This window comes from Salinarchaeum laminariae, from assembly GCF_023204835.1.
Lineage (GTDB): Archaea > Halobacteriota > Halobacteria > Halobacteriales > Salinarchaeaceae > Salinarchaeum > Salinarchaeum laminariae.
The window spans coordinates 234,074-257,545 of the sequence record NZ_CP096270.1 but is presented as its reverse complement, the minus strand read 5'-3'; the positions used below and the strand labels follow the sequence as shown (position 1 = coordinate 257,545).

The following is a 23,472-nucleotide window of genomic DNA, read 5'->3' as shown; positions in this document are numbered from 1 at the left end:
CGGCGTTCCCACCGGATACCGCTTCCGGGACGGTGATTCACACGGTCTGGCCTGCAAGGATGGGTCCTGCGAGCCGTCAGATCGCTCGAATCGCGCCGCCGAGACGCAGGACACTTTGGCTCGCGCCATCTACCCACTTGCAATGGCCACCGCCGACGCCGGCCACGTCCCCGACGACGCGGAGCTCGACGTGCCCGAGGGCACCGAAATCTATCGGTGTCCCTACTGTGAGTATCCGCTCCAGACCGAACGGCTCTGGATCCTCCATCTGGGGATCGAGCACAACTCGAAGATGGACGAGGCCCAGCGAGCGCGCTACGAGGACGAACACGACGAGGAGACCCACGATCTGTTCACGCTGCACGTCAAGCTGACCGTCGTGATCATCCTGCTCTACTTTGGGCTCACCTACTCCTACATGTTCGTCTGGTCGTAGGAGATGTTGTGATTGTCTGGTTTTGGCCTCCGAAAGCCCCAGTGCGCTCGACCATCCGCGACTCGTTGCGCGCTTCCCTTCTTCGCTGACGCTCAGTCGGTCCAGTGCTTACGTCGTCGAGGACGGATCGACCGCCCTGCCCCTTTCGATATGCCGGAAGATCGGAGATCTTCCGTACCTCGCGAAATCGAAGATTTCGCTCAGTCCCACCCCGACCGCCTACCGCATCCTCAATCCTCCCCAACCTCCTGCGCTGCTCACGTCGCTTCGCTCGTTGCGCTGCTCGTCCCTCGCACGCTACGCGGCTGCTGCGCTTCCGTCGGAGCAAGCTCCGACGGCGTTCGCCTCGCGTTCGCTCGGCTCACAGCCGCGAAACGCGCGCCACCGCTCTCCACTGAAGGTAGCTCACTTGAACAAATTCAGGGCGGGACTCCGGAAGGGGCCGACCGCTCGTCGCAGGTACCGACGGTGAGCCGAGCAACGCGAGGCGAACCTCGACAGACGAGCGGAGCGAGTCTGTCGGTGTAAGCACGGCCGAGCGAAGCGAGGCCGCGCACAGCGAGGTAGCTGCGTCGAGCGGGAGGGGGCTTCCGTAAGCGGCTGCGGTCCAGTCACCACCAAGAACCCGAAATCCACCGTTCACCCATCAATTCAGCCTTGACAATCCTTAAGAGCGCAACCCCGGTAGCCGACACCAACATGAAAGTCGTCGTATCCGTGGGCGGAAGCGTGCTCTCGCCGGGGGATCCCGAGCGCGTCGCCGAGCACGCGGCCGTGATCGAGTCCCTGCGCGAGGCGGGCCACACCGTTGCGATCGTGGTCGGTGGCGGATCGACAGCGCTGGAGTACATCGAGGTCGCACGAGAGCTGGGCGCCAACGAGATGAAGCTGGACGAGATCGGAATCGCGGCGACGCGACTCAACGCCCGGCTCCTGATCGAGGCGCTGGGCGAGCCGGCAGTTCAGACGCCGCCGGAGGAGTACGACGCAGCCGGCGACGCGCTCCGTCGCGGTGAGGTGGCGGTGATGGGCGGCGTCGCGCCGGCCCAGACGACCGACGCCGTCAGCGCCGCGCTGGCAGAGTACGTCGACGCGGATCTGCTGGTCTACGCGACGAGCGTTGCGGGCGTCTACACCGCGGATCCGAACGAGAGCGAGGACGCCGAGCATATCCCCGAGCTCTCCGCGGCGGATCTCGTCGAGCGCATCGCCGGGATCCAGATGAACGCGGGCGCGGGGGCACCGGTCGACCTGCTGGCGGCGAAGGTGATCCAGCGCTCGGGCCTGCGAACGATCGTCCTCGACGGCACCGAGCCCGAGCGGATCGCCCGCGCGGTCGAGACCGGTGAGCACGAGGGAACGGACGTCCTGCCAGCGAACGGCGGCGCCGACCCCGCCGAGTGGGATGCCTCCGGCGGAGCGAACGAATGAGTGCGGACGACGACGCCTCCGAGGAAGCGACGACAGGAGCACCGTCCACCGGCGACGGTGCGGACCCGTCAGCGAGCGACGCTGGCGCCGATCCGTACACCCTGCAGTCCACCGCCGGCGACGAGTCCGACGACGGGGAGACGGGCGAGGACGTACACCACGCGTTCTGGGCGGACCGGATCGCCGACGAGATCGAGGCGCGGGTTGCCGACCACCGGCAGGCCACCGAACGAGCGAGTGGGGAGGAACGACCCGCGAGCGGCGATCCCGACGCGCCGATCGTCCTGAAGGGCGGCATCTCGCCGTCTGGAATCCCGCATCTCGGGAACGCCAACGAGATCGTCCTGCCGTACTTCGTCGCGGCGGTCCTGCGAGAGCGCGGTTTCGAGGTGCGACAGGTCTTCACGACGGACGACCGGGATCCGCTACGTGGCCTTCCCCGAAAGCTCGCGGATCTCGACGGCGAGATCGTCGGCCTCGGCGACGTCGACGCCGGGGCGCTGGGCCAGAACCTCGGAAAGCCCTACACCGACATTCCGGACCCCTTCGGCTGCTGTGACTCCTACGGCGCGCACTTTTCGACGCTGATCGCGGGCATCGCCGAGCAGCTCGACGTGCCGATGGACGTCGTCTCGAACACGGAGCTCTACGAGTCGGGTGCCTTCGACGACCAGACGCGGCTCGTCCTCGACCGCGAGGACCTCGCACGCGAGACGCTCGCCGAGTATCAGGACAAGGTCGACGAGGACTACGTCCCGTTCAACCCGATCTGTAGCGATTGCGGGAAGATCACGGAGACGGTGACGGGCGTCGACCTGAGCGAGGGGGACGATGGGGCTATCCACTACCGCTGCACCGACCTGGAGGCCGGCGACGACACCATCGAGGGCTGTGGCCACGAAGGAACGGCGACGATCCGGGACGGCAAGCTCCCCTGGCGCTTCGAGTGGGTCGCCCAGTGGGCCGAACTCGGCGTGGACTTCGAGCCCTTCGGCAAGGACCACGCGGAGGGCTCCTGGCCCAGCGGCGTCGACATCGCGGAGACGGTCTTCGAGATGGAGCCGCCGCTCCCGATGGTCTACGAGTGGTTCACGCTCGACGGCGAGCCCTTCTCCTCTTCGTCGGGCCACGTCGTGCTCGTATCGGAGGTCCTCGAACTGATCGAGCCCGAGGTGCTCCGATACTTCTTCGCGAAGGACCCCTCGAAGGCGCGGGACTTCTCGATCGAGCGACTCGACCAGCTCGTCGGCGAGTTCGACCGGCTGGAGCGCCTCTACTTCGCTGCGGAGGATGGACTCGACGCGTCGACGCTCGCGGACGATCCCGACGCGGTGCAGGGCGTCGACGGCGCCACCGAGGCCGAGTTCCGGTTCGCAGAGCGGGTCTATCCGTTCCTCGTCGAGGAGGTTCGCGAGGAACGACTCCGGATTCCGTACCCCTTCGCTGCCGTGCTCGGGATGACCGACGACCCCGAACTGCGCGAGGAGATCGCCCGCAAGGAGGGCCACATCCCCGACGACGCCCCCGAGTGGGCGATCGAGGAAGCACTCGATCGCGTCGAGCGCGCTCGCACGTGGGCTCGCCGCACCGACAACGAGTACAACTACGAACTCAAGCGCGAGGCGATGCCTGACGTCGACCTCGATCCCGCGACCGAGGCCGCCCTCGACGACCTCGCGGACTTTTACGAATCCCACGACGATCCCGACGCGATCCAGGGCGAGATCTACGAGGCGGCCAAGCGTCACGACGTCGACGTCGGCGACTTCTTCGCGACGGGCTATCGCCTCTTCTTCGATCAGGAGGAGGGCCCACAGCTCGGACAGTTCCTCGCGAAGCTCGACGAGGCGTTCGTTCTGTGGCGGCTGCGGCGGGAGGGGTGAGGCCGTCTTCCTCGCATTCAATCACTCTCGGATAGCTCGGCCGTCAGTTCGTACGTCTGGCCGCGAACCTCGACGAACCGGGTCGTTTCCTCGTAGCCGACGGCGCCCTCGGCGTCGTGCTCGTCGGTCAGCACCACGACGCGCTCGACTTCCGATTCGAACGCGGCAAGCGCGTTTCTGAGCCCGGTCGAGCCGCCAACACCCCAGTCTCCCATTACCTGCTCGGGAATGATCCGGTCGACGTCGACGTCGTCCGCTGGCTCGCTCCGCTCGACGGTCAGCGTTGCATCCGGCGGATGCTCGCCGTCGCCGTGGGCGTCGGACGTCATGACGATCTCCGCGCCGTCCTGCTCGATACTCGCGTCTTCGGTAGGTTCGAACGCCACGGGATCGCCCGTCAGTTCGACCAGCGCCCCCGACTGGCCGGCGGGGTAGCCGAAGCCGACGACGACGGCGTACGTCCCGGGACCGAGATATCCACTGGTCAGACCGCCGGCACAGCCCAGTTCGTCGCCGACGCTCGGCACCGGTGACTCGTTGAAGGCGCGGAGGCGCCAGTTCATCCGCTCTCCGGGTGCAATGAACCGACAATCGCTGTTGTGAGTCCATGGGCCGACGTGGAACCACTCGCCGTCGACGAGCTTGTGGAGGTCCCAGTGGCCACAGCCCGAGGACTCGCGGTCGTTGTAGACCAGTTCGAAGTCGACCGCACCGTCGAGCTCCAGCAGCTCCGTCTCCGGCCGGAGCGTGACCTCCGTCGACTCGTCGGACTCGTGGTACCACTGGATCGACGACTCCTCACCGATCGGCGGGACGGTCTGGTCCTCGAAATACGAGTCGCCCTCGGGGCCGGGTGTGTCAGTATCCCAGAGAGTTATCTGGACTCCCCGGTCGTCACCAGCGAACTCGTAGACTCCCGTCGGGCGGTCGGACATCCCCGGCTCACCGACGAGGACGTACTCGAGTTCGACGAACTCGCCGGGATCGAGGCGGACGGTCGGTTCGATCCAGGGGTCCACGTCGGTAGCGTTCCAGAGCCCATGCTCGTTCCGAGTGATTTCGGGGACCGACGCGGCGACCTCGTTGTTCTCCGTCGGCGCGAGACGGAGCACGTTCTCGTAGTTGTAGTCGGCGGGAGGCTGGCTGTCGACGTTGCCCACGGCCGGGATCCACTCGAGGTCGAACGTGTTCTCGTAGTCGTTCTGGTTCACCAGCCAGCCGGTGAGCCTGGCGGGAGCGTCTTCGGTCGCCGTGCGGTCGAACCAGAGCGCGATGCCCGCGTCGTCGTCCGTGCGAAATGTCGTTGGCGAGAGCGCGACGGTGCGATCGATCGTCTCGAGGTCGATCACACTGCCGCCCTCGTCCGGGGGTTCGGAGAGTTGTGGGTCGTCCCCGGCCGTGCCGCCGTCAGTTCCGTTGGTCCCGCCGGTCTCGGTGGCGTTACCGTCATCACTCGTGGAGAGGCTGACACAGCCGGCGAGACCGACGGTCCCGGCGGCCGTCGTGAGGAGGGCTCGACGTCGCATATTTGAGCAGGTTCCGTTGACTCTGGCAAACCTTTTCTGTACGGTCAAAAATCCGCTGTAGTGACCGTTCCCGTCCGCCAGCCCTATGCCCGATGACGACCGACCTGTGTCCAATGAACGTGCTGGTGTGGGTCGTCGTCGGGATCCTGGCCTACTGGCTGTTGGCGGTCACGCTCGATCGCCAGGGCGTCCTGCCCGAGTGGGTGCACGTCAGCGGCCCGCTGCTCACGCTCCACACGCAGAAGGGCAAGCGGTTCATCGACTGGCTCGCTCGACCCAAGCGGTTCTGGCGCGCGTGGGCCAACCTCGGGCTCGGACTCGCGCTCGTCCTGATGGTGCTCTCCTTCCTGTTCGTGCTCCTCTCGGCAGTCCTCACGATCCAGAACCCGGGGACGACGACGCAGGTCAGCCAGCCCCGGAACATCCTCGTCATCCCAGGCTACAACGACTTTCTGCCCTGGGAGGTCGCGCCGGAGATCCTGCTCGGCCTGCTGGTCGGACTCGTCGTCCACGAAGGCGGTCACGGACTGCTCTGCCGCGTCGAGGACATCGAGATCGACTCGATGGGGCTGGCGCTGCTCTCGATCATTCCGATGGGTGCGTTCGTCGAACCCGACGAGGATGCCCAGCGGGAGGCGGACCGAGGCGCCAGCGCGCGGATGTTCGTCGCGGGCGTGACGAACAACTTCCTCGTCACGCTGATCGCTTTCGCACTCCTGTTCGGGCCGGCGGTCGGCTCGATCGGCGTCGCCAGCGGCGCGGGCGTCGGTGGGTCGCTCGCAGGCTCACCGGCCGACGAGGCCGGGATCGACGCCGGTGATCGGATCGTCGCGCTGGACGGCGATCCGATCGAGTCTAACGACGAGCTGCAGAACGTCCTCGCCAACGACACCTCCGAGCAGGTCACGCTGGAGACGAGCGACGGACAGGAGCGCAGCGTCGATCGACGGGTGATCGTCACCGCCGCACTCGAAGACAGTGCGCTGGAACCGGGCGACGAAATCCTGGCCGTGAATGGCACGTCGGTTCAGACCACGGCGGCGTTCGACGAACAGCTCCGTGCCGGCGGTGAGCGAGTCACCCTGACTGTCGAGAACGACTCCACCACGTACGAATCGGAGATCGTCGCCGGTGGGCGCGTCGCAGTCGTTCCGGACGGTGCGCTCTCCGCGGCCGGGGCCTCCAGCGGTGACGACATGACGATCACCGAGTTCGGCGGTCAGCGCGTGATCGACTACGAGGAGCTCGGCGACGCGATCGACGCACACGAGCCAGGCGAGACTGTCACGGTCGTCGCCTACGAGGAGGGCGAGCGGCGAACGTTCGACGTCGAACTCGGCAAGCGCGACGGTGACGCCCACCTCGGCGTCCAGGGGTACCCTGGAACCGACGGAGTGAGCGTCGACGACCTCGGCGTGCGCTACTACCCCGCCGGGAACTACCTCGCGGTGCTCGGCGGTGACGGGAACGTCGACGGGATGACGACGAACTCCTTCGTCGGCCAGACGCTCTCCGCGGTGTTCCTGCCGATCGCCGGCATCTCCAGTGGCGGCACAGGGCCACTTCCCTTCAACTTCGCCGGGTTCACGGAGAACATTCAGAACTTCTACGTGATCGATGGACCACTCGAGTTCCTCGGTGGCAGCCTGTTCTGGATCGCCACCGCGCTGTTCTGGATCGGCTGGATCAACGTCAATCTCGGCATCGTGAATCTGATCCCTGCGTTCCCGCTCGACGGCGGCCATCTGCTGCGAACGGCGACGGAGTCGGTGGTCTCCCGGCTGCCGATCGACGCGGACTTCGCGCTGACGAAGCTGATCACCGTCTCCGTGGGGCTGGCGATGGGTCTGGGGTTCGTCGTGATGCTCTTTGGCCCGCGCTATCTGTTCTGAGCGCGCGGGTGCCGTCCACGTCTTCGAGTTCGTGAGGAGATGCTGGCGCCAATTCGATCGAGAGCTGCCTGCGAACGATCCGGTTCAGCCGATCCGTACGAATCAGTCCGTCTCCGTGTCGACGCCGTGTTTCTCGTAGAACTCCTCGGGCGTCTCGCCGATCCGCTCGAACTCGCCGAAATCCCGCTCGTGGTGCCGGATCATCTGCTCGATCATCCACGCACTGAACGTGTCGTCGAAACACCAGGCGTCGGGTCGGCAGGGAACGTCGAGGCGATCGTCACAGGCGAGTGCGACGTAGACGTGGTAGAAGCCGAGAACGGTGTCCGCGAAGTCGTGGGCCTTTCCCGCGCTCTCCTCGCGGCGATCGACGAGCTCCTCGGCCCCGGCGTCGGTGAGCTCGAAGTACTTCCGGTCGGGCTCGTCCTCGCGCTCGATGCGCTGGGCCCAGCCCTCCTCCTCGAACTTGTAGAGGACGGGGTAGACCGATCCGTAGGACGGCTCCCAGTGGCCGCCGCTGATCGACTCGATTTCTTTTAGAATCTCGTAGCCGTAGCGTGGCTTCTCTTCGAGTAGCTCCAGCACGAGATAGGAAACGAGCCCCTTCGGCGCACCGCTGTACTCCATTTGACCGTGATGGGGTACGCGCGAGAAAAGGGGTTTCGATCCCTGCAACGGCCGCGCGGACAGCGACCGCGGGTGGCCCGATAGTAGATCGGTCGGGGAAGCACGAATCAGCGCACTCGAAACGCCGGCGTCCAGATGACTACAGCTGGAAGTAGTTTTTCGATCGTGGAAAAATCTGTGGGCCCCCCTCGTCGACGAGCGGCGGTGCGCGTGTTCATAGCGTTGGAGTAGGGCCCCACGAACGATCAGTTTCAGCGCCGACTCGCAAGGGACAAAGGCCCCGGTCGAGAACCCTTAGGCATGCCACGACCGCCCGAAACGGACGAGGGCTGGTACGTCCTCCACGATCTCCGGTCGATCGACTGGGACGCCTGGCGTGAGGCGCCCAGCCGAGAGCGCGACCGCGCGATCGAGGAGGGCCGCGAGTATCTCGAGAACGCCGTCGCCGTCGCGGACGCCGACGACGGTGCTTCGGCGACGTTCGCCGTGCTCGGCCACGAAGCGGATCTCATGGTGCTTCATCTCAGGCCGACGCTCGACGACCTCGACTATCTGGAGCGACAGTTCGCCCAGACCGCACTCGCCGGCTTCACCGAGCGGACTGCCTCCTACGTCTCCGTGACGGAGGCCTCCGGCTACACCGGCGCCGAGGACTACTTCGAACCCGACGCCGAGGCCGATCCGGGCATGCGCAACTACATCGAGTCCCGGCTCTACCCCGAGCTTCCCGACTCCGGATTCGTCAGCTTCTATCCGATGGACAAACGCCGCGAGCCCGAACAGAACTGGTACGATCTCTCCTTCGACGATCGTGCGGAGTACATGTCGGCCCACGGCGACATCGGCCGGACGTACGCCGGCAAGGTCAGCCAGATCATCTCTGGCTCGATCGGCCTCGACGACTTCGAGTGGGGCGTCACGCTGTTCGCCGACGATCCGACGGACGTCAAGGAACTGCTCTACGAGATGCGCTTTGACCCCTCTAGTTCGAAGTTCGCGGAGTTCGGGCCGTTCTACTCGGGTCGGCAGTTCCCGCCCGCGGATCTCGAGGCGTTCCTCGCCGGCGAGCGCGTGCCGACCGAGGAGCCGTCCACGGCCGACGGTGCGAGCGGGGACTCTGGTCTCGACGACGAGCTCGCTTCGCTCGACGTGGAGCCGCCGGCGGACGGCCACGCTGTGCTCGTCCGATCGGAGGCCAGCAGCGACGCAGTCCAGTCGGAGGTCGACGGGCTCCGCGGGAACTTCGAGCATTACGACACGCACCGCGGGACCGAGGTCCACCCAACCGACGACGGCGCAGTCGTCGTTTCCGTCTGGGAGACTGCCTCCGCCGCCGACACGGCGAGCGGATTCCTCGCGGAGATCGATGGCGCTGTGTCGACCGAGACCGGACCGGTCGGCGATGCGGTGGCTGACGCCAGCGCGGAGGGTTCCGAGTCGAGCGACGCTGCCGAGGACGGCGGCACCGCAGCAGCGACCGACCACGACCTGCGCGCCGAGCTCGAAGAAGAAGGCATCTACGCCGGCTCGCCCCACGGTGAGGACGTTTTCGCGCTCGTTTGCTACTCCGATGCCGACTCCACGGCGCTGACCGAGGCCGTCGACGACCTCGCGGACGGGTTCGATCGCTACGACACGCACCGCGGAACCGAGGTCTACGAGGCCGAGGACGCAGATCCTGCGGTCGTCTCGCTCTGGGACACCGAGGACGCCGCCGAGACTGCCAGCGACTATCTCTCGGATCTCCCCGGAATCGTCCGGGAAGCCGGCGACGGCGACGGATTCGGTACGATGGGAATGTTCTACACCGTCAAGCCCGAGTACGGCGAGGAGTTCCGCGAGCAGTTCGCGACCGTCGGCGGGCTCCTTGCGGAGATGGACGGCCACCGCGAGACGACGCTCTACGCGAACCGGGAGGATGCCAACGATATGTTCATCGCATCCCAGTGGGCCTCGAAGGAGGACGCGATGGCCTTCTTCCGCTCCGACGAGTTCGCCGACACCGTCGAGTGGGGCCGGGACGTCCTCGCGGACCGGCCGCGCCACGTGTTCCTGGCCTGAGGACGACCGGCCCATCTCTGCAGCACGGTACCGAATCACACGGAACGGCGACGTTCTTAGGCGTACCAAAACTCTTTTTGCTTTAGGCGGGCCTAACTTCTTCCATAGATGGAATCAGTCGACGCGAACGAGTCTGTCACTGCTGACGCGGAGGGGGAGTCGACCGAGATCTGCATGGCAGAGAGCTGCCCGGGCCGTACTGTCTTCTCCGAACGAGACAATCCCGACGGCTGGATCGGCACCGACCTCACCGTCGACGTCCAGCGATAGCGCGGATTCGGTCTTCGGATCGTTGTTCGTCTCGATCAGCCGGCTCTCCTTCGCGACCTTTCTGTGTGCGATTATATCGACTGCCAGAGAACGCAGTTCAAGGTAGATCGCACAGCACAGCAAACAGGTACGGATTCCGGGAGACCGGAGGTCTCCCGACGTCGCGGGCCACGCCCGCGACAGCCCCTCCCGCTCGACGATCCTAACTCGCTGCGCTCCTCGGTCTCCGGCCTGCGGTGCTTGCGTCGTTAGGATCGACGAGCGGTCGGCCCCTTCCGGAGTACCGGAAGAGCGGAGCTCTTCCGTGCCTCGCGAGATCTTCGATCTCGCTCAGTCCCACCCGGTAGTTTGCTCAATTGAGCTACGTACGGTGGTGAGCGGTGGCGCGCGTTTCGCGGCTGTGTCAACAGCCGTGTAGCGTGCGAGGGACGACCGAGCGAAGCAAGGGAGGAGGTTGGGGAGGACGAGGTCGCGGTCGGCGGTGCGGAGCGGGGTGGGACATCGAAAGGGGCCGGGCGGTTCGGTTGTCCCCGGGCGACATTAGCACCGCAGTGAGTGAGCTGAGCGAACGAATGAGGAGCGCAACGAGCCCCGGGTCATCGAGCGCTCCGGGGGCTTTCGGAACCTCTTGAAACGATAGAATCTCTGACCTCAAACTGCATTCCCCAAGCAGACGGGTCTAGCAGATTCCTCCTCTAACGATCTGAAACGCGATAGCCGACGCTATGGATCGCGTGAACGACGAAAAAGCTGCAGTTGGTGCGGAGCCTTACTCCATCGCGCCCTCGAAGACGAGGGTGTCGTCCTCGAGGTAGTGCTCGATGTGGTGGGCGTGCTCCTCGGTCGTCTCGAGGATCTCGCGCAGCTCCTCCTCGGTGGCGTAATCGCCGAGGTTGTTCGCGAGCGCGATGTGCTCGCGGAGGGACTCGATGACGTCGCCGTACAGCTCCATGTCGTGGTGGAGGGACGTCCGGATGTCGTAGGCGTCGTCGTCCTCGGGCTCGATCGTTGCGTGCTCCTCGAAGGTGGCGCCGCCGGAGAGCGGGACGCCGCCGAGGGCCTGCACGCGCTCGGCGAGCACGTCGGCTGCTTCCTCGGCGTCCATGGCTGCGTCGCCGAGGAACAGGTGGAGGTCGCGGAACTCGGCGCCCTCGACGAGCCAGTGGTGCTTCTTCAGCTGGTGGTAGAGGACGTACGTGTCCGCGAGGTCGGTCTGGAGGGCCTCGACGATCTCCTCGGCCTTGTCTGCGGGCATACGGAGCGCTTCGCTGCCCTCGACGGTGCCGGCCTCCTGGCGGACGGTCTTCTGGGTACTCATGTGCAACTCTAGCTACGGTGGCATCCCACTTAAAGATTCACCTTCAGAAAAGGGATGTTCGCTCTACTGAAAGATATATTCACGATACTGGAAGAGATGGTTGCATCATCGAATCCGATTTCCTGCCCGCAGATCGCCGGACTGCTGCCGTTTCGTTCCGATCCCTTTCGATCTCTTCCGAGTCGGGACGAGTCGTTACGAGCCGGTCCGAGAACGTACTGGGCGTTCCTCTTGGCTGCTGGACGTGTTCCTTCCCCTCCTGAGGACCGCACGCTGCATCCGGCGGTATGACGAGCGATTCATCACGCGGGCCCGCAGACACACCGATCATGACGGATACGCCGCCGCTCGTCGCCGGCGAGAGCCTGATCGACTTCGTGCCTGGGACGGACGATCCGCTCGCCGACGTCGAGTCCTTCGACCGCAGGGCTGGCGGCGCGCCCGCGAACGTCTCCGTCGGCCTCTCGCGACTCGGCCGGCCGCCGCTGTTCTGGACGCGCGTCGGCGCGGACCCCTTCGGCGAGTTCCTCGCTGCACGGCTCGAACGTGAGGGCGTCTCCGAGCGGTTGGTCGAGCACGACCAGGACGCCGCCACCTCGCTCGCGTTCGTCAGCGGTGCTGACGTCGGCCCGCGGTTCACCTTTTACCGCGACGAGACGGCGGATACGCGGCTGCAGGTCGGCACCGTCCCCGACCAGACGCTCGAGAGCACGCCGTGGGTCCACGCCGGCGGCGTCACGCTCGCCGACGAACCTGCACGGAGCGCGACGCTCGATCTCCTCGAACGCGCCGCCGAGGCGGACTGTACCGTCTCTTTCGACCCGAACGTCCGCCCGGAGCTCTGGGGCAACGACGCGGAGCTCGCTGCGGTCTGTGGCTGGGCGATCGAGCACACGGACGTGCTGATCGCGACGCCGGCAGAGCTCCGCACGCTCGGGTACGACGGCGACGATCCTGCGACACTCGCCGAGGACGCGACTGCCGGCGCTCCACACACCGTGGTCTCGACGCTCGGCGAGGCGGGATCCCTCGCTGTCGCGACCCACGACGCCCCGTGGGGTTCGGCCACCTCGGACCACGGCGGCTACGAAATCGAGGCGATCGACGACACCGGCGCCGGCGACGCCTTCACTGCGGGACTGATCCGTGCGCTCGTCGGAGTCGGCACGGAAACCGACGGAACGGAGACCGCCGAGACGGACGCCACCGGAACTGCCAGCGACGACCGACCGCTCGCGGACGCACTGGCGTTCGCCAACGCCGTCGCGGCGATATCGACGACCGAGCGTGGTGCGATGGAAGCGCTACCGACGCGAGAGGCAGTTGCGGCATTCCTCGAGGAGTGAGCGGCGGTTCGGACTCAGCTCGGACTCGGCGCTGATTCGACTCGAATTGGCCTTCGGCTCGGCCTCAGCTTTGGATTCGTTACGGACTCGACGCGGGGTTCAACTCGAATCAGGCTTCGCCGTCGGCTTCGACCGCACGCGCGTCCGCCTCGCTCGGCGGCTCGGAGCGCTCGGCAAACCCCGCGGAGATCACCCGTATGAGCGCGTCCTCGACGGACTCGTCGGCGGGGATGATCCGCGACTCGTCCAGTTCGATGACCCAGCCGACGAAGATCACCGGCGAGGCGGGGACGAACACCGTCGTCCGGCCGTCCTCAGTGTCACGGCCAGTCGGAAACGCGGTCATCCTGGCCTCGTTCCAGAGCTCGACCTTCGCGGGAGAGGTGAGATCCACGTCCTCGTCGACGACGGTCTCCATGGCGATCTTGGAAGCGTTGTAGATGACGCGGAATCCGGGGAGGTGGTTGAAGCTGGCCTCGACCCGGGCGTCGAGGAACGGTCCGAGTTTGGTGCGCATCAGCCAGGAGGCAAAGACGAGTGCGCCAAACAGCAGTCCGATCGTCAGGAGCACTCGTGCGATCGCGGGGTCGAGTACCTGTAGCACGGTGATCCGTCGGGCGATCGCTCCCATCAGCGGTACGCCCGCGACGAACTGGAAGATCCACCAGAGCGTATAGGCCGTCGCGAACAGGGGCGTCAGGACGATGAGCCCGCTGGCGGCGTCACGCTTGATGGACGACCACACGGGCCGTCGTTACGCGGCCACCGTTATCGGTGTTTTCGTCTCGACCGGCCGCGAACGGCGCCGCCGGGGGTCGGTGCTGCCCTACGGGTTCGGGTTGAAGATCTCCGGCCGCTCTTCCCCGTTGACCTGGATCACGCCGAGGGCACCCTTGCGTGCCGCGCGCGTGAGCGAGTGGTCGACGATCTTGATCGGCTGTGGAACCGGCGTGTCGATCTCCGCGGCGGCGACCGTCCCCGGTCGCACCGGGCAGGTCTCGACGTACTTGTCGGGCTCGCTCGCGAGCGAGCCGTCCCGGTAGAGCTTCGTCCAGACGTTGCCGATCGCGTGCCAGGAGCTGGCGAGGTTCGGCCCACCGTTGGAGAGGAAGATCCGGACGCTCTCGTCCTGCTCCACTTCGATCGGGCCGTAGCGGTCGCCCGTGAATGCGTGGGGCTCGCCGTTGAACGTCACGTAGGTCGGCTCCTCCTTCTTCATCGCCTCGAAGTCGAATTTGTGGTGGCCCTCCTGTCCGGCGTCGCCGTTCGTGTAGATCTCGTTCTGGCCGAAGTACAGCTCTCGATCGACCTCCGGCAGCCCGTCCTCGGGCTCGACCAGGATCGCGCCGTACATCCCGGCGCTGATGTGCTGGTCCATGTTGCTCACCGCGCAGTGGTAGATGTGGACGCCCGGGTACATCGCCTGGAAGCTGATCGTGGCGGACTCGCCGGGGCCGATCGTGGTGTCCTCCGCGCCGCCGCCCGGCCCGTAGACCGCGTGGAAGTCGATGTTGTGGGGCAGGCTGTTCGCATCCTCGCTCTCGAGGGTAAGATTCACCGTGTCGCCGCGACGGACCCGGATCATCGGCCCGGGGACGCGTCCCTCGAACGTCATGAAGTCGAACGTGACGCCGGGCTCGAGCTCTGCGGTCACCTCCTGGGTCGTCAGCGTGACGTCGTGTTCGACCGAACTGGACCGGTTGATCGGATCGGGAACGTCGGTCGGGTCCGCTGCGACGCGATCGACGTCCGTGGTTTTGGCCGCGTCGAGTTCCTCGTCCTGGGCCTCCGTATCGTTCGCGCTGACGGAGCCCTCTTCGGGCGCCGAGATACAGCCAGCCAGCCCGAGCGCTGCGCCAGCGCCGAGTGCCGTCATCATACCCCGCCGGGAGCTATCTGGGAATTCCATGGGTGGTCACCTCTACATCTATATCTGGGTGCTCCTGCCCATATACCGGGGCTGCTAGTTCTCGAATCCCGATCCGTTACCCGGAGATGTTCACCGGATCTTCAGATACTGAGAACGACGATCGATACTCGTCGAACCGGCCGGAATTGTTCCGCAGGTGGCCGTTCGCGGTCGAACGAGTTCGGCGCCCCAGTTCACAATAGAGCGACCTACCGCAGTGGCACCGAAGCGGTCTGCCTGGACGGTCGACTGTCGACCGGGGACTCACCGACGGGCCGGACTGCAACGACCGACAGAGTAACCGGGACGTACGACGAACGATCCAGCGTGCAGCAGGGGACGACGCTCCCGGGGGTCGAGACCGGCGACGACGAGGAGCGGATCGTCGTCCACGTCGATCTCGACTGTTTCTACGCGGCCTGTGAGCGCCTCCGCGAGCCCGCTCTCGAGGGCGAACCGGTCGTCGTCGGGATGGGCTATGAAGCCGGCCAGCCCGACGGCGCCGTCGCCACCGCGAGCTACGAGGCTCGCAAACACGGCGTCGAGAGCGCGCAGGCGATCTCGACGGCACTGGAGCGACTTCCTCGCGTAGCGACGGCGGAGAGAGAAGACGAGGAGCAGTCCGAGGAGGAGGAGGAGCCAGATTCCGCGGCCGGAGACGGCGATCCCGACGAGCCACTCGGCCACTACCGGCCCGTCGACATGAGCTACTACGAGTCGACCGCCGCCGACGTCAAGGAGATTCTCCACGACTGTGCGGAGACCGTCCGCGAGGTGTCGATCGACGAGGCGTATCTCGACGTCACCGAGCGCACCGACTGGTCGGTCGTCGAGGGGTTCGCCCGGCACGTCAAACAGCGAATCGACCGCGAGGTCGGTCTCACAGCGAGCGTCGGCGTCGCGCCGACCATGCACGCCGCGAAGGTGGCCTCCGACCACGACAAGCCCGACGGGCTGGTCGTCGTCGAGCCGGGTGAGGTCGCGTCGTTTCTGGCACCGCTCCCGATCGACGAACTCCACGGGATCGGCCCGGTGACGGCGCGAACCCTCCGCGAACACGGCATCGAGACCGTCGCTGACCTCGCCGACGCCGACAGGGAGTGGGTCGTCGAGCAGTGGGGCGATCGCGGCGGCGAACTCCACGAGCGAGCCCGCGGCGTCGACCCTCGCAGCGTCGAGCCACGCGGCCGCCCGAAGAGCCTCTCGCGGGAGTCCTCCTTCGGCGATCCGGAGGACGACTACGCCGCAGTCGAGGAACGCATTCGTGCGCTCGGCGAAGCCGTCGCCGACCGCGCTCGGTCGAAAGCCGCCCTCTACCGGACGATCGGGATCAAGGTCGTGCTCCCGCCCTTCGACGTGAACACGAGGGCGCGATCCCTCCCCGGTCCCGTCGACGATCCCGACCTCGTCGAGGAGGTGGCGCTCGATCTACTCACAGAGTTCGACGACGAGACGCCAAGAAAGGTCGGCGTGCGCGTGTCCAATCTCTCCTTCGCGGACGCGGACCAATCGACGCTTGGCGGCTGGGACGGCGAGCAATCGGCGGACGGGCTCGATGCGAACGCGTCGGAGACAGCTGTAGGGAACGGCGCCGATGGCACCGCCGGAATCGTCGACGCGGATGACACCGGTGGCGCCCTCGGCACCGACGACACTTCTGGGACCGTCGGTACAGACGACGCTACTGGGGGCCCCGGCAGCGACGACATCACTGGGACCCTCGGCACCGCGAACGATGAGGAACCGGACGTACCTGATCTCACCTCATACAGCGACGGCGCCGGATCCTCGTCTGCGGATCCATCTGCCGAATCGACCACCGCCCAGGAACGCTCCGCAGAGCAGCTATCGGAGACCCCGTCCTCCGAGGCCCAGCCCGACGGAGACCGGCGCGAAGAGGCGGTGCACACCGACGACCTGCCTGGGCAGTCGGTCCTCGACCGGGTCTGGTCCGACGGCCCGGCCGAGCACGCCGATCCAGAGCCGATCGGCCAGCCGCCAGATCAGACCACGCTCTCGGAGTTCGACTGAGAGTTCGTCGATCACATCATTTTTCCAGATGCATTGGCGGGAATGCAAGCACCCCGACGCCGTCCCAGGGAAATTATAAGCCTGGACCCGTTTCCGCTGGGTATGGAGGGCATCTCGTATGGCGGATGACTTTTACGCGCTGCTCGAGGTGCCCCGGGACGCGTCGCAGGATCAGATCAAGACGGCGTTCCGCGAGAAGGTCCGTGAGTACCACCCCGACCACAACGACGATCCACGCGCAAACGCACAGTTCACGGCGGTGAAGAAGGCCTACGACACGCTCGGTGATCCCGTCGAGCGCAACGCCTACGATCGGATGGGCCACATCGACTACGTCGCGAAGCGGCTCTCCGGCCTGCCGGATCCGGACAAGTGGGCGCCGGACTCCGGGGGCGATTCGTCGTCCAGCAACCGAACCGGATCGCCCGGTACGAGCAGCACCTCGACGGCCACCGGTGGAACTGCGACGGGCACGCCATCGGGGTCGTCCACGGGGAGCAGCACCTCGACGGGCTCTACGTCGACCAGCAGCGGGGGACGCACCTCCAGCTCCGGAGGTAGTTCCACGGGGACCACGAGCTCCGCCAACACCGGATCGACGGGCTCCTCTGGCAGCGACGCCCAACGAACGGCGTCCGACGGCGCAGGCGCGACCGCATCCGCGCGCAGCGTCGCCTACGCCGACGATCCGATCGTCGACTTCGTCGCCCGGCACAACAGGGTGCGCAAGGCGATCGGCTGGCCACTGCTGTACTTCGTGATGGCGATCTACGCGGCCGGCGTCGGCGCCGTCGTCGCCGCCAATGCGGACGCGTTCGGTTCTCTGGCCGATCGCGTCAGCGCTGCCGGCACCGATACCGGCGCACTCTCCGCCGCGTTCGAGCGGGAGGGGATCCCAACCGTCTACGACGCCACGATCGGCGAACTGATCGCAGGCTCGACGCCTGAGACGACCGTGCTCGTCGGGGGTATCCTGCTCGCGCTCGGCGCCCTGTTGCTCCCGGCAGTCGTCTTCCTGCTCGTCTACCTCACCCGGCTCTCCGCGGGCTGGAAGCCGACGTATCTCTACCCGGTCGCCGTGCTCGGACCCCTCGTCGGTCTCGTAGCGGGGGCCGCGGTCGAGGTTCCGCTGGCCGCCGAGCTCGCGTTGTTCGGGCTGCTCCCCTTCGGCGCGCTCGTGGTGATGGTCCTGAGCGCGTTCGTCCGGCCGAAGATCACGGCGGTGCTGTTCTCCTGACTCGACGGGCGGCGGTCGTTCCTGAATTTTTGCTCCGTCTCGTGGTTGCACTCGATCTACGCGTTCCTCATAGGGACCGCTTCATCTTCTGATTCTGGCGCTATCGCTCGGCGGAACAACTGCCGTTAGACGGCGCGGTGCCGTCGAACGGAGATGGGACTGTCGTCGAACGAAGACGTGACTGCCGAGCAACGGGCCGGCCCTCCACGCTGGAGAGCGCTGTCGCTCGGGAGTTGGTTGCGTCTGAAAGAATCGCGCTCAGCGTCGAACCTTACAGCCGGGTGACGTTGGTCGCGCGGGGGCCCTTGGGGGCCTGTTCGATTTCGAATTCGATCTCTTGGCCTTCCTCGAGGTCGGGGCCGCCAACGTCTTCCATGTGGAAGAAAACGTCCTCGTCCGCGTCCTCAGTTTCGATGAAGCCGTAACCGCCTGTGTCGTTGAAGAAGTCAACCGTACCGGATGCCATTGCAACTCACGAGAGGCGCGGATCGCGGATAAGGCTTCCGAGACGTGACTCGACACGCCACGCACTCGCACAGTGGCCCTTCCGAGGGGCGCTCCAGCCACGCGAGACGGTGTCGGTGCGTGCCCTTTTGCTGCCGGCGTCCGAACCGCCGGCAGTGACCGAGCAGGCTCGCTCAGTTGGCGTCGCACGCACTGCCGGTAGCTGGATCGCCGTGGCGTTCGATGGCCCGGCGTTCGTCGAGGCGGTGGCAACTGACGAAATCGGAGCGATCTGGGCTCGGTACGGCGAGGACGCCGAACTGATCGTCGTCGGCGTGCCGATCGGGCTGATCGGGCGCGTCGACGACGCTGGTAGCACCGGGCCTGCCAGAGGGAGCGACGATCGAGCGCAGTCGGCCGAACGGCAGTGTGACGTGCTCGCTCGCGAGCTACTCGGCGACCGAGCGCGGGCGATCCACGCGCCGCCATCCCGCGAGGCCGCACGGCGCCGCCGATTCCCCGCCGCGCGACGAGTCCACGAACGAACGACCGGCGCGCAGCTCACTCGCGCCGCCTTCGAGCAGTCCGTCGCCATCGCTGCCGTCGACGAACTCCTCCAGGAAGTGCCGGAATCCCGGTCGGTGCTCCGGGGGAGCCATCCCGAACTGGCGTTCCGGGCGTTCGCCGACGAGCCACTCGACCGCGATCCGTCGACGGCTGGCGGCTACGCCGAGCGCATGCGAACCCTCGCCGAGCACGACCGCGACGCGCCGCCCACGGTACAGTCCGCTGCGGAAGCCGTCGCCGACGCCGACGTACCGATCGAGGGCGTGCTCGCTGCCCTCGCGCTGGGCTACACCGCCAGATCGGACGACGCCACCGCGACGCTCCGATCGCTGCCGCCGGAGCCGCCGACCGACGCGACCGGACTTCCCATGGAGCTGGTCTATCGGTCGGACGCGCCGCTGTGAAGGCGTCGTGGGGCGCTACCGAGACGTGTGACTCTTCACCATCGTTCAGCCGTCCTCGTCCTCGCCGTCGCCGTCAGTGGGAGAGCCGCTACCTGCCGATCGCTCCGCTGGCGGTCGTTCGGCCGCACGCTCGCGGGCCTCTTCGAGGAACTCCTCTGGGAGCGATTCGATCTCGCCGGCCTGGACGCCCCACAGCGACGCGTAGAGATCGCCCCGATCGATGAGCGCCTCGTGGGTGCCCCGCTCGACGATCTGGCCGTCCTCCAGAACGAGGATCTGGTCGGCCTCGCGGATGGTCGAGAGCCGGTGGGCGATCACGAACGTCGTGCGGTCCGCGGCGAGTCGGTCCAGCGAGCGCTGGATCAGCAGCTCGGTCTCCGTGTCGACGGCGCTGGTGGCCTCGTCGAAGACGAGGATCTCGGGATCGCGCAGGATCGTGCGGGCGATCGAGAGCCGCTGGCGCTGGCCACCCGAGAGCTTGACGCCGTCCTCGCCGATCCGGGTGTCGTAGCCCTTGGGGAGGTTCTCGATGAACTCGTGGGCCTCGGCCATCCTCGCGGCCTCGACGACGTCCTCTCGCGAGGCATCGAACCGACCGTACCGGACGTTGTCCTCGACGGTGCCGTCGAAGAGCACGACGTCCTGGCTGACGTAGCCGATCGACCGTCGCAGGCTCGCCAGCGAGCACTCTCGGACGTCGTGGCCGTCGACGCGGATCGAGCCGTCGGTCACACCGTCGGACTCGCTGCGCTCCGCCGACGAGCCATCCGAGCCTCGCGGCTCGGAGACGTCGTAGAGCCGGAGCAGGAGTTTGCAGACCGTCGACTTGCCAGCACCCGTCGGCCCGACGAGTGCGACGGTGTCGCCGGGGTCGGCGGTGAGGTTGATGCCCTCGAGGACGAGGTCGCCGGTCGATCGTTCGGCCCGATCCTCGGCTTCGGAATCGCCGGACTCCATCAGTTCGGTCTCGGCGCCTTCAGCGGCAGCCAGCGCGCTCTCGGGGTAGGCGAAGTCGACGTCTTCGTAGACGACGCTGCCGTCGGGATCGTCGAGGTCGACCGGGTCTTCGGGATCCTCGATCCGCACGGGAACGTCCATCAGCCCGAAGACGCGCTCGCTGGAGGCCTTCGCGTTCTCGTACTGATCGACGATGTTGCTGACCTCCGCGAGCGGGGTCACGATCCGCTGGGTCAGGAAGATGAACGTGACGAACTCGCCGACGGTCAGCGAGCCCGAGAACGGCCCCGGTGGGCCGGAGAACAGCCAGACGCCGCCGACCACGAACGTCGCCGCGAAGGAGATGCCGGCGAGGAACTCCATTCCTGGCCGGTAGAGGTAGTTCAGCTTCAGCACCGACATCGTGTGCTGGAAGTAGTCGTAGGAGGCGTCGGTGACTTTCTCGGTCTCGCGCTCTTCCGTCGCGGAGGCCTTCACGAGCTCGATGCCGCTCAGGCTGTTTTCGAGGCGCGTGTTGAGGTCGCCGACGCTGGATCGCTGCGCGACGTAGCGGGGCTCGACCGCGCGCATGAACCAGAGCGTGAAGCCGATCATCACGGGGATGACCGTCAGCGTCACCACCGCGAGCTGCGGATTGATGTAGAAGAGGAGCGCGGCGATGCCGAGCAGCATAACGCCCAGGCGCGCGGAGTTCTGGAGCGCGTTGTCGAGGAAGACCTCGAGGTTCGAGGCGTCGTTGTTCAGGACGCTCATGACCTCGCCGGTCTGCTTGTCGTCGAAGAAGGGCATGTCGAGGCGCTGCATGCGCGCGAACGTGTCCGTGCGGACCTCGTGCATCACCCGGTGGGCGAAAATGTTCGCTGCGACCCCGTAGACCCACGTGAACACGCCGGTCACGACGAACGCGCCGACGATGAGAGCCGCGGAGAACCAGAACTGTCCGGACTGACTCCCCGGCACCCACGCCTGCGGGAGGAAAGGCAAGGAGTACTGCCCCTCGCCGACGAACACCGCGTCGATTGCGACACCGAGCACGAGCGGCGGCAGCAGGCTCGCCGATCGCGCGATCACGTTCGCGACCATCCCGAGCGAGAACCACCGTAGCTCGGGCATGCCGTACTCCGTGAACAGCCGCGACAGCGGCCGATCGACCTGGTCGCGGTAGCGCTCGAAGACGCTCTCTTCTGCTGCAGACGCCATTCTCGTTGGGTGAATCCGCCGAGGCCGATTAAACCCGCGAAGACGGCAGCACCGCCCGTGTTTCTCTCCGCGAATTTCGCACCAGGACCACCGAAGCTCGACGGCCGCTGCACCCTCTCAGACTGGGATTCAGCCACAGGGTATCGGCTTCCTCAACAAACCACACCCTGGCGGACTGAAAGGGCGAGGCCGGGTCCGGGAAGCACGAGCCCTCCAGCACCGCAGGGAGAGAGCGAAGCGAGCGACCGAGGAGCGCAGAGCGGCTCGCGCGAGCGGAGCCGGCCGAGGGCTTTCGAGGCAGTCGCTCCGAAGCAGTCGTTCTGTCTAATGCACCACACCCACTCACCTGTCCATCTCGCGAAGGCCAACGGTTTTCCCGACCGGGCGGGTAGCCGGGATCATGGTGAAGTGGCTGCTGGCGCTGCTGCTCTCGATCCCACTGGTGGACGCCGCAGTGCTGGCGTGGCTCGGTACGAAGCTCGGCTGGGCGGAGGTGGTCCTCCTCGTCGTGCTCACCGCGTTGATCGGCGGAATTCTCGTGCGCGCGGAGGGGCGACGGACGATCCGCGGGATTCAGCGATCCCTCGCCGAGGGCGAGCCGCCGACGGACGGCCTCATCGACGGCGGTCTGCTCATCGCAGCGGGCGCCTTCCTGCTCACGCCGGGGGTCGTGACCGACGCCATCGGCTTCCTGCTCGTCATTCCGGTCACGCGAGCGCCGATCCGCTGGGTCCTCAAGAAGAAGGTCATCATCCCGAAGATGGACGCGAAGACGGGCGGCTTTGCCTCCGGCAACGTCTACACCTTCGGCTTTCCCCAATCCGGCGGGTCGGAGTCGGTCGATCCCGAGGACTTCGACCTCGGCGGCGCCGGCGGCCCCGGCGCTCCCGGCGGACCCTTCGGCGGTGCGGGCGACGGTCCAGACGTGGATTCAGATGCTGGTGAGTCGGGCAGCACGAGCGGTGACGACACGGTCGATCTCGGCAGCGACGAGTACGACGTCGAGGACGACGATCGCTGACCCGTCGCCGCCACGCGGGCAGTCAGTTAGAAACCCTTTTGAGCAACCTCCGATTAGCGGGAACCGCGAGGGCCACTAGCTCAATCAGGTTGAGCGCTCGGCTGATAACCGGGAGGTTCTCGGTTCAAATCCGTGGTGGCCCATTTCCTTCCGAACCATCGTCGACGAGCGACAGCGAGGAGTCCGGTGAGGAAGGAAATACACGCACCTCGGATTTGAGCCCTGCGAGGAACGCGCAGCGACCATCGGGAGCGAGCATTTCTCGCAATGGTTCACAATCCGTGGTGACCCATGTTTTCGGCGAACTACGCGCGAGGAGCGTCAGCAATGGGTTGTCGCCCGAAGGTTTACCACCGAAGGTCAGCTATCCTCCCGTATGAGTTCCAGCCGGGAAATCCGTCTGATCGAGGACGAGGAGATCGGCGGCTGGTCCGCGATTGACGCCGAAACCGGCGTCGCCAGCCAGGGCGAGTCCCGGCAAGAGGCCCTCGAGAACCTCGACGAGGCGGTTGCGTTGCACACCGGCGAAGCTGGGGAGCCCGTCACTGAGGAGGATCTCCGTGAACTCGGGCTGGATCCCGAGCGCGTCGACCCCGACGAGGCGAAGCAGCTGCCGGAGTTCCTCCAGTAGTATCGTGGCGCCGACGGATTTCTCGGGGCGTGACGTGGTCAATGTCTTGCGATCGTTCGGGTACCGGCCGGTGGGTCGGGCTGGAAGCCACGTCCGGCTTCGGTACGAGAATCCCGATACGGATGATGTCCGCCTGGTGACCGTTCCGCTGCACGACCGGATCAAGCGCGGCACACTCCGTGCGATTGCCGAACAGTGCGATGCCGACGACTTCGATCAGTGGTGCCGCTGGATCGACGATCACAGGTAGCATTCTCTGGACTTCTTCCCAAGTTTTGATC

Annotated in this window: 20 protein-coding genes and 1 tRNA gene; 14 read left to right on the top strand and 7 right to left on the bottom strand. The window is 66.4% G+C overall.

Going from position 1 to position 23,472, the window contains the following annotated elements; all coding sequences use genetic code 11:
• Positions 1 to 142: 142 nt before the first annotated feature.
• The 3 genes from MXF70_RS01350 (at position 143) to lysS (ending at position 3,750) form a co-directional block, all read left to right on the top strand.
• A complete protein-coding gene (locus tag MXF70_RS01350) occupies positions 143 to 436 on the top strand; it encodes a DUF7410 domain-containing protein (RefSeq protein ID WP_248516791.1) in 294 nt (97 codons plus the stop codon).
• Between the two features lie 699 nt (positions 437 to 1,135).
• The gene (gene pyrH, locus MXF70_RS01345; RefSeq protein ID WP_248516790.1) at positions 1,136 to 1,867 is read left to right on the top strand and encodes a UMP kinase; all 732 of its coding nucleotides are present in this window, start codon (positions 1,136 to 1,138) and stop codon (positions 1,865 to 1,867) included.
• Complete coding sequence (lysS, locus tag MXF70_RS01340) at positions 1,864 to 3,750, top strand: lysine--tRNA ligase (RefSeq protein ID WP_248516789.1); 1,887 nt, start codon at positions 1,864 to 1,866, stop codon at positions 3,748 to 3,750. The genes pyrH and lysS overlap by 4 nt, the downstream gene beginning before the upstream one ends.
• A gap of 17 nt (positions 3,751 to 3,767) precedes the next feature.
• On the opposite strand, the gene MXF70_RS01335 is transcribed toward lysS, so the two are convergent.
• The gene (locus MXF70_RS01335; RefSeq protein WP_248516788.1) at positions 3,768 to 5,276 is read right to left on the bottom strand and encodes a hypothetical protein; all 1,509 of its coding nucleotides are present in this window, start codon (positions 5,274 to 5,276) and stop codon (positions 3,768 to 3,770) included.
• A gap of 113 nt (positions 5,277 to 5,389) precedes the next feature.
• Here MXF70_RS01335 and MXF70_RS01330 point away from each other — a divergent pair, with 113 nt between their 5' ends.
• Positions 5,390 to 7,168, top strand: a complete 1,779-nt coding sequence (locus MXF70_RS01330) for a site-2 protease family protein (protein WP_248516787.1) — start codon at positions 5,390 to 5,392, stop codon at positions 7,166 to 7,168.
• A 102-nt stretch (positions 7,169 to 7,270) separates the two neighbouring features.
• Here the strand turns inward: MXF70_RS01330 and MXF70_RS01325 are convergent, their stop codons facing one another.
• Positions 7,271 to 7,795 (bottom strand): PadR family transcriptional regulator, encoded by a 525-nt coding sequence (locus MXF70_RS01325; RefSeq protein WP_248516786.1) that lies wholly within the window; start codon positions 7,793 to 7,795, stop codon positions 7,271 to 7,273.
• A 300-nt stretch (positions 7,796 to 8,095) separates the two neighbouring features.
• On the opposite strand from MXF70_RS01325, the gene MXF70_RS01320 reads away from it, so the two are divergent.
• Together MXF70_RS01320 and MXF70_RS01315 are read left to right on the top strand one after the other, a co-directional pair.
• Positions 8,096 to 9,856 (top strand): heme-binding protein, encoded by a 1,761-nt coding sequence (locus tag MXF70_RS01320; protein ID WP_248516785.1) that lies wholly within the window; start codon positions 8,096 to 8,098, stop codon positions 9,854 to 9,856.
• 108 nt (positions 9,857 to 9,964) lie between these two features.
• Complete coding sequence (locus MXF70_RS01315; protein WP_248516784.1) at positions 9,965 to 10,126, top strand: hypothetical protein; 162 nt, start codon at positions 9,965 to 9,967, stop codon at positions 10,124 to 10,126.
• Positions 10,127 to 10,895: 769 nt separating this feature from the next.
• Here MXF70_RS01315 and dpsA read toward each other — a convergent pair.
• Positions 10,896 to 11,444: a DNA starvation/stationary phase protection protein DpsA gene (dpsA, locus tag MXF70_RS01310; protein ID WP_248516783.1), complete on the bottom strand. Its 549-nt coding sequence runs from the start codon at positions 11,442 to 11,444 to the stop codon at positions 10,896 to 10,898.
• Positions 11,445 to 11,773: 329 nt separating this feature from the next.
• On the opposite strand from dpsA, the gene MXF70_RS01305 reads away from it, so the two are divergent.
• Complete coding sequence (locus MXF70_RS01305; protein ID WP_248516782.1) at positions 11,774 to 12,790, top strand: PfkB family carbohydrate kinase; 1,017 nt, start codon at positions 11,774 to 11,776, stop codon at positions 12,788 to 12,790.
• A 109-nt stretch (positions 12,791 to 12,899) separates the two neighbouring features.
• Here the strand turns inward: MXF70_RS01305 and MXF70_RS01300 are convergent, their stop codons facing one another.
• Both MXF70_RS01300 and nirK read right to left on the bottom strand, forming a co-directional pair.
• A complete protein-coding gene (locus MXF70_RS01300; RefSeq protein ID WP_248516781.1) occupies positions 12,900 to 13,535 on the bottom strand; it encodes a DUF502 domain-containing protein in 636 nt (211 codons plus the stop codon).
• Between the two features lie 81 nt (positions 13,536 to 13,616).
• Complete coding sequence (nirK, locus tag MXF70_RS01295; protein ID WP_248516780.1) at positions 13,617 to 14,699, bottom strand: copper-containing nitrite reductase; 1,083 nt, start codon at positions 14,697 to 14,699, stop codon at positions 13,617 to 13,619.
• A 327-nt stretch (positions 14,700 to 15,026) separates the two neighbouring features.
• On the opposite strand from nirK, the gene MXF70_RS01290 reads away from it, so the two are divergent.
• Positions 15,027 to 16,730: a DNA polymerase Y family protein gene (locus tag MXF70_RS01290; protein WP_248516779.1), complete on the top strand. Its 1,704-nt coding sequence runs from the start codon at positions 15,027 to 15,029 to the stop codon at positions 16,728 to 16,730.
• Positions 16,731 to 16,848: 118 nt separating this feature from the next.
• Positions 16,849 to 17,967 (top strand): J domain-containing protein, encoded by a 1,119-nt coding sequence (locus MXF70_RS01285; protein WP_248516778.1) that lies wholly within the window; start codon positions 16,849 to 16,851, stop codon positions 17,965 to 17,967.
• Between the two features lie 271 nt (positions 17,968 to 18,238).
• Here the strand turns inward: MXF70_RS01285 and MXF70_RS01280 are convergent, their stop codons facing one another.
• Positions 18,239 to 18,433 (bottom strand): cold-shock protein, encoded by a 195-nt coding sequence (locus MXF70_RS01280; protein WP_020447035.1) that lies wholly within the window; start codon positions 18,431 to 18,433, stop codon positions 18,239 to 18,241.
• 154 nt (positions 18,434 to 18,587) lie between these two features.
• Here MXF70_RS01280 and MXF70_RS01275 point away from each other — a divergent pair, with 154 nt between their 5' ends.
• Positions 18,588 to 19,382, top strand: a complete 795-nt coding sequence (locus tag MXF70_RS01275) for a DUF429 domain-containing protein (RefSeq protein ID WP_248516777.1) — start codon at positions 18,588 to 18,590, stop codon at positions 19,380 to 19,382.
• 45 nt (positions 19,383 to 19,427) lie between these two features.
• Here MXF70_RS01275 and MXF70_RS01270 read toward each other — a convergent pair whose 3' ends face one another.
• Positions 19,428 to 21,539 carry an ABC transporter ATP-binding protein gene (locus tag MXF70_RS01270; protein WP_248516776.1) on the bottom strand — a complete coding sequence of 704 codons (2,112 nt, stop codon included), beginning with the start codon at positions 21,537 to 21,539 and terminating at the stop codon, positions 19,428 to 19,430.
• Between the two features lie 397 nt (positions 21,540 to 21,936).
• Here MXF70_RS01270 and MXF70_RS01265 point away from each other — a divergent pair, with 397 nt between their 5' ends.
• From MXF70_RS01265 to MXF70_RS01250, 4 genes are all read left to right on the top strand, one after another.
• On the top strand, positions 21,937 to 22,560 hold the full coding sequence (locus MXF70_RS01265; protein ID WP_375140834.1) for an FxsA family protein: 624 nt from the start codon (positions 21,937 to 21,939) through the stop codon (positions 22,558 to 22,560).
• 69 nt (positions 22,561 to 22,629) lie between these two features.
• A tRNA-Ile gene (locus MXF70_RS01260) sits at positions 22,630 to 22,703 on the top strand.
• A gap of 233 nt (positions 22,704 to 22,936) precedes the next feature.
• Complete coding sequence (locus tag MXF70_RS01255; protein ID WP_248516774.1) at positions 22,937 to 23,191, top strand: type II toxin-antitoxin system HicB family antitoxin; 255 nt, start codon at positions 22,937 to 22,939, stop codon at positions 23,189 to 23,191.
• A complete protein-coding gene (locus MXF70_RS01250) occupies positions 23,121 to 23,441 on the top strand; it encodes a type II toxin-antitoxin system HicA family toxin (RefSeq protein ID WP_310736352.1) in 321 nt (106 codons plus the stop codon). Before MXF70_RS01255 ends, MXF70_RS01250 begins: the two co-directional genes overlap by 71 nt.
• Positions 23,442 to 23,472: the final 31 nt, after the last annotated feature.

Coding starts and splice junctions, on each gene's coding strand:
- MXF70_RS01320 (WP_248516785.1), top strand. CDS start 8,096: ATGCCACGACCGCCCGAAACGGACGAGGGCTGGTACGTCCTCCACGAT.
- MXF70_RS01280 (WP_020447035.1), bottom strand. CDS start 18,433: ATGGCATCCGGTACGGTTGACTTCTTCAACGACACAGGCGGTTACGGC.
- dpsA (WP_248516783.1), bottom strand. CDS start 11,444: ATGAGTACCCAGAAGACCGTCCGCCAGGAGGCCGGCACCGTCGAGGGC.
- MXF70_RS01350 (WP_248516791.1), top strand. CDS start 143: ATGGCCACCGCCGACGCCGGCCACGTCCCCGACGACGCGGAGCTCGAC.
- MXF70_RS01285 (WP_248516778.1), top strand. CDS start 16,849: ATGGCGGATGACTTTTACGCGCTGCTCGAGGTGCCCCGGGACGCGTCG.
- MXF70_RS01315 (WP_248516784.1), top strand. CDS start 9,965: ATGGAATCAGTCGACGCGAACGAGTCTGTCACTGCTGACGCGGAGGGG.
- MXF70_RS01325 (WP_248516786.1), bottom strand. CDS start 7,795: ATGGAGTACAGCGGTGCGCCGAAGGGGCTCGTTTCCTATCTCGTGCTG.
- nirK (WP_248516780.1), bottom strand. CDS start 14,699: ATGGAATTCCCAGATAGCTCCCGGCGGGGTATGATGACGGCACTCGGC.
- MXF70_RS01330 (WP_248516787.1), top strand. CDS start 5,390: ATGAACGTGCTGGTGTGGGTCGTCGTCGGGATCCTGGCCTACTGGCTG.
- MXF70_RS01270 (WP_248516776.1), bottom strand. CDS start 21,539: ATGGCGTCTGCAGCAGAAGAGAGCGTCTTCGAGCGCTACCGCGACCAG.
- MXF70_RS01335 (WP_248516788.1), bottom strand. CDS start 5,276: ATGCGACGTCGAGCCCTCCTCACGACGGCCGCCGGGACCGTCGGTCTC.
- MXF70_RS01255 (WP_248516774.1), top strand. CDS start 22,937: ATGAGTTCCAGCCGGGAAATCCGTCTGATCGAGGACGAGGAGATCGGC.
- pyrH (WP_248516790.1), top strand. CDS start 1,136: ATGAAAGTCGTCGTATCCGTGGGCGGAAGCGTGCTCTCGCCGGGGGAT.
- lysS (WP_248516789.1), top strand. CDS start 1,864: ATGAGTGCGGACGACGACGCCTCCGAGGAAGCGACGACAGGAGCACCG.
- MXF70_RS01305 (WP_248516782.1), top strand. CDS start 11,774: ATGACGGATACGCCGCCGCTCGTCGCCGGCGAGAGCCTGATCGACTTC.